Below are 10,487 nucleotides of genomic sequence, written 5' to 3'. Positions count from 1 at the left end.
CCGCCGCTGCGGGTCTCCGGCGCCACCGGGCTGGTCTCCTCCGTCGACGACTGCCTGGCCTTCGGCCGGATGTTGCTCGACGGCGGCGGCGCGGTGCTGTCCAAGGAGTCGGTAGCCCAGCTCACCACCGATCAGCTCACCCCGGCCGAGAAGGCCGGGGCGCTCTGGCTGCCCGGCTTCTGGGACGGGTGGGGGTGGGGATTCGGCGGGGCCGTCGCCACCGGCCGGGAGGTGCCGGGGCCGGCCGCCGGCAGTTACGGCTGGACCGGCGGGCTCGGCACCGCGGCCTACGCCGACCTGGCCGGTGGCCGGGTCAACGTGCTGCTGACCCAGCGCGAGATGACCTCCCCGGTGCCGGAGCCCTACGCCGACGCGTTCTGGACCGCCGTCACCGCAGGGGCCTGACGTCGCGCCGAGGTTCGCAGCAGTTGCGCACGCAGGCGGACGGCGTCCTGGGCCGGCGGGACGCCGTACGCCCGGCGGTATTCGCGGTTGAACTGGGTCGCGCTGGCGTAGCCGACCCGTTCGCCGACGATCGCCGCGGTCGTGTCGCCGGCGACCAGCAGGCGGCGGGCCTCCTGGAGGCGGACGACCTTCTGGTACTGCAGCGGGCTCATCCCGGTCGCGCGGCGGAAATGCCGGTGCAGGGTCGCCGTGCTCATGGTGGCCATCGCGGCCACGGCCTCGACCCGCAGCGGGCTCGCGTGGTTCTCGCGGATCCAGCCGGCGACCCGGCGCACCTGGGTCACGTGCGAGTCGGCCAGCGCGAACTGCCGCAGCACCGGGCCGAGCGGGCCGCCGAGCAGGCGGTACAGGATCTCGCCCTCGATCCGGCCGGCCAGCGGCCCGATGTCGCGCGGGGCGTCCAGCAGGCGCACCCACCGGGTCACCGCGTCGATGAGTTCGGGGCCCATCGGCGTGCTGACCACCCCGCCCGGATCCGGCTCCGGCAGCCTGGCCGCCTCCCCCAGCTCCAGCAGCAGATCCGCCAGCACCTGCTCGTCGAGCGTCAGCACCACCGAGCGGTAGGGCAGCCGTTCGAAGGTCGCGGTGACCGGCAACTCCAGCGAGCTGACGAACATGTGCCCGGCCTCGACCAGCGCACTGTGGTCACCGGCGGTGGCGCGCTTGGCGCCGCTGGCCACGAAGCAGAGCATCGGTGTGTACATCATGTCGACGACGGCGGGTGCCTCGTCGGCCGCCACCAGTGAGAGCCGGGGCACCGCGGACTCCACCCAGAATCCCGGGCAGTGGCCGGTGACAGCGCGGGCGAGCTCGTCCAGCATCGGCCGTCCTTCCGTGAGCGGATCAGGCAAGAGTATGCGGTTGCCGGCCCATGCCGGCCGGCCCCGGCCGACCTAGCGTCGAGGCATGACAAAGCTGGAGATCCGCAGGCTGGGCGGGCAGGGCCTGACGAGCTCGGCCATCGGCCTGGGCACCATGGGCATGACCATCGCGTACGGCGCCGGCGACGACGAGAGCAGCATCGCGACCATCCGCCGCGCGCACGAGCTCGGCGTCACCCACTTCGACACCGCCGAGCTGTACGGCCAGGGCGACGGTGAGCGCCTGCTGGGCCGGGCCGTCCAGGGCTTCCGCGACGAGATCGTCATCGCCACCAAGTTCGGTTTCGACCTCACCGACCCGGCCCGCTACGGCGTCGCGCTGGACAGCCGGCCCGCGCACATCCGCGAGGTGACCGAGAACAGCCTGCGCTACCTCGGCACGGACCACATCGACGTGCTCTACCAGCACCGGGTCGACCCGGCCGTGCCGATCGAGGACGTCGCGGGCACCGTCGGCGAGCTGATCCGCGAGGGCAAAGTGCGGTGGTTCGGGCTCAGCGAGGCCGGCCCCGAGGTCATCCGGCGGGCCCACGCCGTCCAGCCCGTGTCGGTGCTCCAGACCGAGTATTCATTGTTCGAACGGGCCGTCGAGACCGACGTGCTGCCGGTGTTGCGCGAGCTGGGGATCGGCTTCGTGCCGTACTCGCCGCTGGGGCGGGGCTTCCTGACCGGGGACGTGCGGCCGGCGGACAGCTACGCCGAGGACGACATGCGGCGCTGGGACGACCGCTGGCAGCCGGGCAACTACGAGGCGAACGTGGCCGCCGTACGGGCGCTCACCGAGCTGGCCACCGCCAAGGGGGTGGGGGTCACCCAGCTCGCGCTGGCCTGGCTGCTGGCCCAGGGTGACGACGTGGTGCCGATCCCGGGCACCCGCAGCCCGCAGCGCCTGGCCGAGAACATCGCCGCCGCCGAGGTGACGCTGACCCCGGCCGAGCTGGCCCGGATCCAGGAGATCGTGCCGCACGGCGCGGCCGGCTCCCGCTACCCGGCCGCGATGATGCCGTCCTGGTGACCTCGCGGGCAGACTGAGCCGCATGACCTTGACCAGCCGGGTGGCCGCGCACGCCGATCTGCCTCAGCTCCTGCCGTTGATCGAAGCCGCGATCGAGGAACTGCAACGGGGCTTCCTCGATCCCGCGCAGATCGCCGCCAGCCACGCCGTCATGGGCCTCGACACCCAGCTCATCGACGACGGCACGTACTTCGTGGTGGAGGCCGACGGGCAGCTCGCCGGCTGCGGCGGCTGGAGCCGGCGGGCCACCCTCTACGGCGGCGACCACTCCGGCGGGCGGGATCCGGCGCTGCTGGATCCCGCCCGGGAGCCGGCCAAGGTACGGGCGATGTACACCCGTCCCGGCTTCACCCGTCGCGGCGTCGGGCGGCTGATCCTGGACCGGTGCGAGGCCGCGGCCGCCGCCGAGGGCTTCACCACCCTGGAGCTGATGGGCACCCTGGCCGGCCGCCCGCTGTACGAGGCGGCCGGCTTCACCGTTGTCGAGCACGTGACGGAGACCTCGGGCGGCGTCTCTGTACCGCTGGTCCGGATGCGCAAACACTTGCCTTGACGCCGGTGGCAAGGCCTAGCGTGCGGTGCGGACCAACGAACGAGGTGAGTCGGATGCTGATCGGGGAGCTGGCCGAACGGGCCGGCACGAGCGCCCGCACGCTGCGCTACTACGAGCAGCACGGGCTGGTCGAGCCGCAGCGCGACGCCAACGGGTACCGCCGGTACGACGAGGCCGAGCTGCGGGTCGTGCACGAGATCCGGGCGTTGCTGGCCGTCGGGTTCGGCCTCGACGACATCCGGCCGTTCGTCGCCTGCCTGCGGGCCGGCAACGCCGCCGGGCACGTCTGCCCCGATTCCGTGGCGGTGCTGCGCCGCAAGCTCGCCGAGGTCGAGACCTATCTGGACCAGCTCGCCGGCGTCCGGGACCGGTTGCGCGGGCAGCTCGCCCAGGCCATCGAGGAACGGGAGAAGCAATGCTTGCGGATTCGCTGACCGAGGTCACCGACGACACCTTCGCCGAGCTGGTGCTCGGCAACCCGCGGCCGGTGCTGGTGGACTTCTGGGCCGAGTGGTGCCCGCCGTGCGGGCCGGTCGCCCGTACCCTGGCCGAACTGGCCGGCGACTTCCCCGGCGTGGTCATCGCCCAGCTCAACGCGGACGAGAACCCCGTCACGATGCGGACCTACCGGGTGCTGTCCATGCCCACGCTGCTGTTCTTCCGCGACGGCGTGGTCGTGCACACCATCGTGGGGGCCCGGCCGAAGTCGGTGCTGCGGCAGGCGCTGGGCGGGGCCTTCGAGCCGTACGCGAACCGTTAGAGCTTGCCCTTGTCCAGCACCTTGGCCGAGACCTTGAGGGTCTTGTGCTTCTGGGTGCCACCGCCGACCGTGTAGATCGCGTACGTGTGGGTCTCCGTCGAGCCGACCGCGCCGCCGCAGGAGAAGGTGAACTCCTGCGTGCCGTGCAGCTCGACGGGGCCGTACGTGCCGGGCGTACCGGTCGGGTCGTCCACCGACAGCGCGGCCGAGTCGGCTCCGGTGATCTTCCACTTGATGATCAGCGGGACGGCCTCGGCGCGGAAGACCGCCGTACCCTCTGCGCACTTCGGCTTCTGCACCACCTTGAACGAGACGATGCGCGGGCCGTGCGGCTTGGGCGCGTGCGTCGGGGTGCTCTCGTGCGTCGGAGTGCTCTCGTGCTTCGGGGTGCTCTCGTGCTTCGGCGTCTTCTTCTTGGCAGCGGAAACCGGGGCGGCTTTCTCCGGGGAGCCCATGCCGGCGGGGACGCTGCTGGTGGTCGGAGCGGCCGTGCCGTCGATCGCACCGCAACCGGTGAGCCCGGCCATGACGGTGGCGGCCACTACAAGGGCGGTGGGGTGGAGCTTCATGCTCGGCCTCCTGGCTGTTCGAGCGCCCGGACCGGGCGTGCCACTCACAGTAGGAAAGCGGTGATCCGCAGTAATCCCGGAAACGTGCCGAGGCGTACCGCGGCAGATCGGCGTACCGAATCGCTCAAGCCGGGCCCCGGCGCGGCGATGAGGTTCCCGTGGCCACGGAACCGGGAGGAGGCGCGGTATGACCGGCACGAGTCTCGTGGAGCAACGCCCGGCCGGACCCGCGGTCGTCCAGGTCGCCGTCCTGCTCGACACGGCCGAGGAGTACCGGCTCGCCGGTGACTACCGCAGCGGTTCCGAGGTGGCCCGGCAGGCCGCGAAGCTGGCCGAGGCCTCGGCTGATCCGGCCGGTCAGGCCCGGGCGCTGCATTCGCTGGCCACCCAGCTGCTGCGCCTCGGTGAGCAGGAGGACGCGGTCACCGCCTGCCGGGAAGCGGTCGCGGTGCTGGAGACGACCGGTGACGAGGCCGGCATCTGCGAGATCCTGACCCTGGAGGCGCTGCCGCTCAACGATCTCGGCATGCACGACGAGGCGCTCGACGTGCTGGCCCGCGGCCGCGACATCGCCCAGCGGCTCGGCGACCGCGACCTGCTCTACTGGGTGCACAACCGGACCGGCGTCGTGCACGGCAGCATGGGCGACCGCAACCTGAGCACCGAGTACCTGATGCGCGCACTCACCATGGCCGACGGGATGGACGCCGAGGCCCGGTTCTGCATCCTCAACAACGTCGGCGACAACGCCGTCCACGAGGTCAACCGGCTGCGGGCCGCCGGCGAGGACGACCGGGCCGAGCAGACCCTGCGGGGCGCCCTGGGATACGTCGACGAGGCGCTCGGGCTGGCCCGGGCCGCCCGGCACCCGTTCCGCGAGTCGATCTGCCTGGACAACTACGGGATGCTGCTGGCGCTGGCCGGTGACTTCGCCGGGGCGGCCCGGATGATCGAGGACTCGCGGGCCATCGCCGTCATCCACGGCTACCGGTCGCTGGAGTCGGCCGCCTTGCAGCACCAGGCGCACGTACGGCTGATGCGCGGCGAGTGCGCGGCGGCGGTCGAAGGGCTGCTGGAGGCGTTGGAGCGGGCCGTCGAGGCTGGCGAGAAGCCGATGGCCATGGAGATCCACCGGGAGCTGTCGGACGCGTACGAGCAGGTCGGTGACCCGGCCGCGGCGCTGGCCCACTACCGCTCGTTCCACGCCCTGGAGCGGGAGGCGCACAACCATGTCGCCGTCGCCCGGGCCCGGATGGCGGTGCACCACTTCGAGCTCGACAACGCGCGGCTGGAGGCGGAGAAGGCCCGGCTCGAGGCGGAGCTGCACCGGGTCCGCAGCGCCGAGCTGGAGGCGGACAACCTGAGCTGGCAGCGCCAGGCGTCCGAGGACGCGCTCACCGGCCTGCCCAACCGGCGCTTCGCGGAGCTGCGGCTGCCGGAGCTGGCCGCCGCGGCCGGGCCGCTGTGCGTCGCGATCGCCGACGTCGACCTGTTCAAGGGGGTCAACGACCGCTTCGGGCACTTCGTCGGCGACGAGGTGCTCCGGCAGATCGCCACGGTGCTACGCGACAACGTCCGCGACAACGACCTGGTCGCCCGGTTCGGCGGCGAGGAGTTCCTGATCGCGCTGGACGGGCTGAGCCTGCCGGACGCGCAGGCGCGCTGCGAGCTGCTCCGGGCCCAGGTGGCCGGCTACCCGTGGGAGCTGCTGCAACCCGGGCTGTCCGTGACGATCAGCCTGGGCGTCGCGGTGGTGCCGGCCGGTGGTGACCTGCCGGCCGCGAAGGCCCTGGCCGATGAGCGCCTGTACGCCGCCAAGCACCAGGGCCGCAACCGGGTCGTTGCGGGCTGACGCCGCTCACCAGGGCACCACCCCGGCGTCCTCGAAGAAGCCGCCGGTCGGGCCGTCGTCGGGCAGCGTCGCCAGCCGGATCGCGGTCGCCGCGCCCTGCTCGGGGGTACGCACCCCGCGGAACCCGTTGAGGTCGGTGGCCACGAAACCGGGGCAGGCGGCGTTGATCAGGATGTTGGTGCCGCGCAGCTCCCGGGCGTACTGGACGGTCACGCCGTTGAGGAACGTCTTCGACGGCGAGTAGGCGACGGCCACCGGACCCGTCACGAGGTCGTCGGCCGGACCGGACTGCCGGGTGAGCGAGCCGACGCTGCTGGACATGTTCACGATCCGCGGCGCGGCCGAGCGGCGCAGCAGCGGCAGCATGGCGTTGGTGACCCGGACGACGCCGATCACGTTGGTCTCCACGACCGTCCGGATGATCTCAAGATCCACACTGCTCGGCTCCTGCGGCCGGCCCCCGGTGATCCCGGCGTTGTTGACCAGGACGTCCAGGCGCCCGGCCCGCTGCTCGATCAGCTCGGCGGCGGCCGTCACGCTCGCGTCGTCGGTCACATCCAGCGGTACGCCGAAAGCGTCGACGCCGGCCGCCCGCAGCTTCTCCACCGCGGCTTCCCGGCGCTGGTCGTCGCGGGCGCCGACACCGACACTCCAGCCCAGCGCGCCCAGGCCGGCCGCGATCTCGTACCCGATTCCCTTGTTCGCGCCGGTCACCAGCGCGATCGTCGTATCAGTCATGCCCCGATCGTCGCCGCGCCCCGGCCGGCCACCAACACCGTTCGAGGAGCCATCGATACCGCGCGGGTATCGATTCCGGGTACCGTGCAGAGATGGAGACGCGGGAGCTGCGGTACTTCGTGGCCGTCGCCGAGGAGCTGCACTTCGGGCGGGCCGCACGCCGGCTCGGCATGGCGCAACCGCCCTTGTCCCGGGCGGTCGCGCAGCTCGAACGACGGCTCGGGGTGACGCTGCTGGAACGCACCAGCCGCAGCGTCACGTTGACCGAGGCGGGGTCGGTGCTGCTCGCCGAGGGCCGGGCCGCCCTTGATGCGGTTGATGCCGCGGACCGCCGTACCCGCCGGGCTGCTCTGTCCGGGACCGGCGACCCCGGCCTGGTGCTGGTCACCAAGGCCGGCGCGGCGAGCGAGCTGCTGGTCAAGCTGCTCGACGCGTACGCCGCCGAGCCCGGTGCGGTGACCGTCGACGTGCTGCTGTGCGGCATCGGCGAGCAGGAACGGATGCTGCGCGACGGGCGGGCCGACGTGGCGCTGCTGCACCTGCCGTTCGACTCCACCGCGGGGCTGGACACCGAGGAACTACTCACGGAGGGGCAGGTCGTGGTCCTGCCGGCCGGTCATCCCCTCAGCACCCGCTCCGAGGTGCGGCTGGCCGAGGTCACCGCGCTGCCCGGCCTGCCGGAGCCCCGCCGGCCCCGCCCCGACGGCACCTTCCCGGACGGACCCGGCCCCCAGGTACGCGACAGCGCCCAGCTCTACCAGCTGATCGCGCTCGGCCGGGCCTCGGCGGTGCTGCCGGAATCGGCCCGGGCCCAGCTGAACCCCGGCCTCGTCGTCGTACCGGTGTCCGACGCGCCGGCCGTGACGACGGTGCTCGCCTGGCCGCCGCACAGCCGTTCCCGGGCCCTGGCCGGCTTGGTCCGGACCGCGACCCGCCGCTGATCCCTTGCATCTCCCACCGGGGGAGGTCGCAGAGTGGGGGCCATGGCGTTCCTGTCGATCGGTGAGCTGGCCCGGCGGACCGGGCTGACGGTCAAGACCGTCCGGTTCTATGCCGATCGCGGGATCGTGCCGCCGGCCGGCCGCAGCGTGGCCGGTCACCGCCGCTACGACGCCACCGCGGTCGCCCGGCTGGAACTGGTCCGCACCCTGCGCGAGCTGGGGCTCGACCTGGCCACGATCCGCCGGGTGGTGGACCGCGAGGCCACCCTGGCCGAGGTGGCGGCCGCCCACACCGAAGCTCTCGACATCCAGATCCGCACCCTGCGACTGCGCCGCGCGGTGCTGTCGGCCGCGGCGCGGTACGGATCCACCCCGCAGGAGGTCCAGCACATGCGCGAACTGGCCGAGCTCGGCGCGCGGGAACGCCGCGCCCTGATCGACGACTTCCTCGGGCAGGTATTCGGCGGCCTGGACGGCTTCGCCGGCATCGCTCGCTCGCTGACCCCGGAGCTGCCCGACGACCCGCAGCCCGCGCAGCTGGAGGCGTGGATCGAACTGGCCGGGCTGGCCCGGGAGCCGGCGTTCCGGGACCTCATGCGGCAGCTGGCCGAGCGGCATGCCGCCGACCGCGATCCGGTGCTGCTCCGCCGGGACCCGGTAGCGCTGGTCCGCGACGAGGCCGGACCGGCATTGGCGGCCGGCGTCGACCCGGCCTCGGCATCGGCCGGGCGGGTGGTGACCGCGGTGCTGGCCCGCTATCCGGTACGCGAGCGGCTCGAGGCTCAGCTGGACGCGGCCCGGGACCCACGTCGGGAGCGCTACCTGGAGCTGCTGTCGGTGGTCAACGGCTGGCCGGCCCCGGAGCGTCTGGGCCCGGTGCTCGGCTGGTTCCGCACCGCGCTGCGGCACCACTGACAGCTACCCGACACCGCCGTCTCACGGGTATCAGGGGCACCGGCCGGCAGCTCTGCATCCTACGGATGCGGCCGAGGGGGACGTGTCCTCGCCGCCCGTCCCTCCCCGGGCGGGCGGCGACTCACTCGGGCGAAAGGTGTGCGCACTCGTGAAACGTCACATGCGCGAGAACTACTACGTCGTCGGCGAGGGAATCCTGACCACGGACGGCAAGAGCGGGGTGTGTGAACGGCCGTCCACGGAGGCGTCGCTGCGCAAGTTCCGGTTCTCCCGGCTGCTGCCCAAGGGCGGGACCATCGACGCGACCGTCCTGGAGAAGGTCGCCACGGCGATGACCGTGGCACCCACCGCACCGGCCGTGCAGCCGGTGTCCGCGGACCCGCCGGTGCCGGCCGGCTTCACCTACCTGGGCCAGTTCGTCGACCACGACCTGACCCTGGACAACACGGCCCGCGCGCTCGGCGAGCACGTCACCGTCAACGAGCTGCTGCAGGGCCGGTCGCCGGCCCTGGACCTGGACTCGGTGTACGGCCGCGGCCCCGGCGACCGCGACGACGACCGCTTCTACGCCCCGGACAAGCTCAAGCTGCGCGTCGGCATCACCGCGGCGATCGGCACCGGCGGCACCAACGTCAACCTCAACGGCTACGACCTGCCGCGGGTCACCCAGGGCTCGACCAAGGCGGAACGGCAGCGAGCGCTGATCCCGGACCACCGCAACGACGAGAACCTCATCGTGGCGCAGACTCACCTGGCGTTCATCCGCTTCCACAACCGGGTCGTCGACCAGCTCGCCGACAACGGCGTGCCCAGCGCGATCCTGTTCGAGCGGGCCCGGGAGACCGTCGTCCGGCACTACCAGTGGATGCTGCGCACCGACTTCCTGCCGCGGATCGTCGACCGGGAGATCGTCGAGGACGTGTTCACCACCGGCCGCCGGTTCTTCGAGGTGCCCGGCGGCGGCCACACCAACGGCCACCAGCGGTACGCCAAGGCCGGCGACACCCCGACGATGCCGATCGAGTTCTCGGTGGCGGCGTACCGGCTCGGGCACAGCATGGTGCGGGCCGCGTACGACTGGAACCGGATCTTCTCCGGCACCCGGGGCAGCCTGCGGTTGCTGTTCACCTTCAGCGGCACCAGCGGCAACTTCGACCCGGCCAACCCGGACGTCAACGACCAGGAGTCGGGGCTCTTCGAACGACTCCCGACCAACTGGGCGGTCGACTGGCGGCGGATGTACGACTTCGCCGCGGAGGCCGCCCGTCCCGACCTGGCCCCGCCGGCCGGCGTCAACATCGCCCAGCGCATCGACACGCTGGTGGTGAACCCGCTGGCCGGGATGCCCAAGGGCACCTTCGGCGGCAACGGCACCAACCCGCCGGCGATCCAGCTGAACCTGGCGTTCCGCAACCTCGTCCGGGCCACCATGGTCGAGCTGGCCAGCGGCCAGCAGGCGGCGGAGTTCCTCGGCGTCGCGCCGCTGACCGCGGAGCAGATCATCGGCGGTACGGACGCCGGCGCGGTGCTCACCACCCTCAGCGACGACGAGCGGAACGCATTCGCCGCCCGGACGCCGCTGTGGTTCTACATCCTGCGGGAGGCGGAGCTCAACGGCGGACGGCTCACCGGCGTCGGTGGCCGGATCGTGGCGGAGGTCTTCCACCGGGCCATGGAGGGCAGCCGCATCTCGATCGTGCGCGACCCGTCGTGGCGCCCGACGCTGGGCCCGGACGCCGACACGTTCCGGATGGTCGATCTACTGCTGTTCGCCTTCGAGGGCCGCGCCGAGCTGCTG

General features: G+C 72.6%; 11 protein-coding genes and 1 pseudogene. 9 read left to right on the top strand and 3 right to left on the bottom strand.

The genetic code is table 11. The features are described 5' to 3' along the window. Window positions 1-405, top strand: a pseudogene (locus tag AB0C29_RS17995) (serine hydrolase); the annotation flags it as partial. On the opposite strand, the gene AB0C29_RS17990 reads toward AB0C29_RS17995, so the two are convergent. Then, a complete protein-coding gene (locus AB0C29_RS17990; protein WP_360821445.1) occupies window positions 363-1,286 on the bottom strand; it encodes an AraC family transcriptional regulator in 924 nt (307 codons plus the stop codon). The pseudogene AB0C29_RS17995 and the gene AB0C29_RS17990 overlap by 43 nt on opposite strands. Before the next feature lie 85 nt (window positions 1,287-1,371). On the opposite strand from AB0C29_RS17990, the gene AB0C29_RS17985 reads away from it, so the two are divergent. The 4 genes from AB0C29_RS17985 to AB0C29_RS17970 are packed head-to-tail and all read left to right on the top strand — an operon-like array spanning window position 1,372 to window position 3,674. Continuing rightward, entirely contained in the window at window positions 1,372-2,361 is a 990-nt protein-coding gene (locus tag AB0C29_RS17985; RefSeq protein WP_360821443.1) for an aldo/keto reductase, read from the top strand. Window positions 2,362-2,383: 22 nt separating this feature from the next. Beyond that, the gene (locus tag AB0C29_RS17980; protein WP_360821442.1) at window positions 2,384-2,914 is read left to right on the top strand and encodes a GNAT family N-acetyltransferase; all 531 of its coding nucleotides are present in this window, start codon (window positions 2,384-2,386) and stop codon (window positions 2,912-2,914) included. Window positions 2,915-2,967: 53 nt separating this feature from the next. Further along, window positions 2,968-3,348, top strand: a complete 381-nt coding sequence (locus AB0C29_RS17975; RefSeq protein WP_360821441.1) for a MerR family transcriptional regulator — start codon at window positions 2,968-2,970, stop codon at window positions 3,346-3,348. Continuing rightward, window positions 3,330-3,674, top strand: coding sequence for a thioredoxin domain-containing protein (locus tag AB0C29_RS17970; protein WP_360821440.1), 345 nt, complete (start codon window positions 3,330-3,332; stop codon window positions 3,672-3,674). The genes AB0C29_RS17975 and AB0C29_RS17970 overlap by 19 nt, the downstream gene beginning before the upstream one ends. Here AB0C29_RS17970 and AB0C29_RS17965 read toward each other — a convergent pair. Further along, window positions 3,671-4,243: a hypothetical protein gene (locus AB0C29_RS17965; protein WP_360821438.1), complete on the bottom strand. Its 573-nt coding sequence runs from the start codon at window positions 4,241-4,243 to the stop codon at window positions 3,671-3,673. The genes AB0C29_RS17970 and AB0C29_RS17965 overlap by 4 nt on opposite strands. A gap of 187 nt (window positions 4,244-4,430) precedes the next feature. Here AB0C29_RS17965 and AB0C29_RS17960 point away from each other — a divergent pair, with 187 nt between their 5' ends. Further along, entirely contained in the window at window positions 4,431-6,095 is a 1,665-nt protein-coding gene (locus tag AB0C29_RS17960) for a diguanylate cyclase (protein ID WP_360821436.1), read from the top strand. 6 nt (window positions 6,096-6,101) lie between these two features. Here AB0C29_RS17960 and AB0C29_RS17955 read toward each other — a convergent pair whose 3' ends face one another. Then, window positions 6,102-6,833: an SDR family oxidoreductase gene (locus AB0C29_RS17955; RefSeq protein ID WP_360821434.1), complete on the bottom strand. Its 732-nt coding sequence runs from the start codon at window positions 6,831-6,833 to the stop codon at window positions 6,102-6,104. A gap of 92 nt (window positions 6,834-6,925) precedes the next feature. Between AB0C29_RS17955 and AB0C29_RS17950 the strand changes: the two genes are divergently transcribed. The 3 genes from AB0C29_RS17950 to AB0C29_RS17940 form a co-directional block, all read left to right on the top strand. After that, window positions 6,926-7,774 (top strand): LysR family transcriptional regulator, encoded by an 849-nt coding sequence (locus tag AB0C29_RS17950; protein WP_360821432.1) that lies wholly within the window; start codon window positions 6,926-6,928, stop codon window positions 7,772-7,774. Window positions 7,775-7,816: 42 nt separating this feature from the next. After that, the gene (locus AB0C29_RS17945; RefSeq protein WP_360821430.1) at window positions 7,817-8,689 is read left to right on the top strand and encodes a MerR family transcriptional regulator; all 873 of its coding nucleotides are present in this window, start codon (window positions 7,817-7,819) and stop codon (window positions 8,687-8,689) included. Window positions 8,690-8,837: 148 nt separating this feature from the next. Beyond that, the coding region (locus AB0C29_RS17940; protein ID WP_360821428.1) for a heme peroxidase family protein at window positions 8,838-10,487 on the top strand (1,650 nt) is incomplete at its 3' end.

The organism is Actinoplanes sp. NPDC048791 (assembly GCF_040650095.1).
Taxonomy (GTDB): domain Bacteria; phylum Actinomycetota; class Actinomycetes; order Mycobacteriales; family Micromonosporaceae; genus Actinoplanes.
Note: the sequence above shows the minus strand (reverse complement) of the source record. Positions and strands in the feature narration are given on the sequence as shown.

What these genes read in the sequence shown, in the direction of transcription:
- AB0C29_RS17950 (WP_360821432.1), top strand. Translation starts at nt 6,926, where the DNA reads ATGGAGACGCGGGAGCTGCGGTACTTCGTGGCCGTCGCCGAGGAGCTG.
- AB0C29_RS17955 (WP_360821434.1), bottom strand. Translation starts at nt 6,833, where the DNA reads ATGACTGATACGACGATCGCGCTGGTGACCGGCGCGAACAAGGGAATC.
- AB0C29_RS17990 (WP_360821445.1), bottom strand. Translation starts at nt 1,286, where the DNA reads ATGCTGGACGAGCTCGCCCGCGCTGTCACCGGCCACTGCCCGGGATTC.
- AB0C29_RS17945 (WP_360821430.1), top strand. Translation starts at nt 7,817, where the DNA reads ATGGCGTTCCTGTCGATCGGTGAGCTGGCCCGGCGGACCGGGCTGACG.
- AB0C29_RS17985 (WP_360821443.1), top strand. Translation starts at nt 1,372, where the DNA reads ATGACAAAGCTGGAGATCCGCAGGCTGGGCGGGCAGGGCCTGACGAGC.
- AB0C29_RS17965 (WP_360821438.1), bottom strand. Translation starts at nt 4,243, where the DNA reads ATGAAGCTCCACCCCACCGCCCTTGTAGTGGCCGCCACCGTCATGGCC.
- AB0C29_RS17980 (WP_360821442.1), top strand. Translation starts at nt 2,384, where the DNA reads ATGACCTTGACCAGCCGGGTGGCCGCGCACGCCGATCTGCCTCAGCTC.
- AB0C29_RS17970 (WP_360821440.1), top strand. Translation starts at nt 3,330, where the DNA reads ATGCTTGCGGATTCGCTGACCGAGGTCACCGACGACACCTTCGCCGAG.
- AB0C29_RS17960 (WP_360821436.1), top strand. Translation starts at nt 4,431, where the DNA reads ATGACCGGCACGAGTCTCGTGGAGCAACGCCCGGCCGGACCCGCGGTC.
- AB0C29_RS17975 (WP_360821441.1), top strand. Translation starts at nt 2,968, where the DNA reads ATGCTGATCGGGGAGCTGGCCGAACGGGCCGGCACGAGCGCCCGCACG.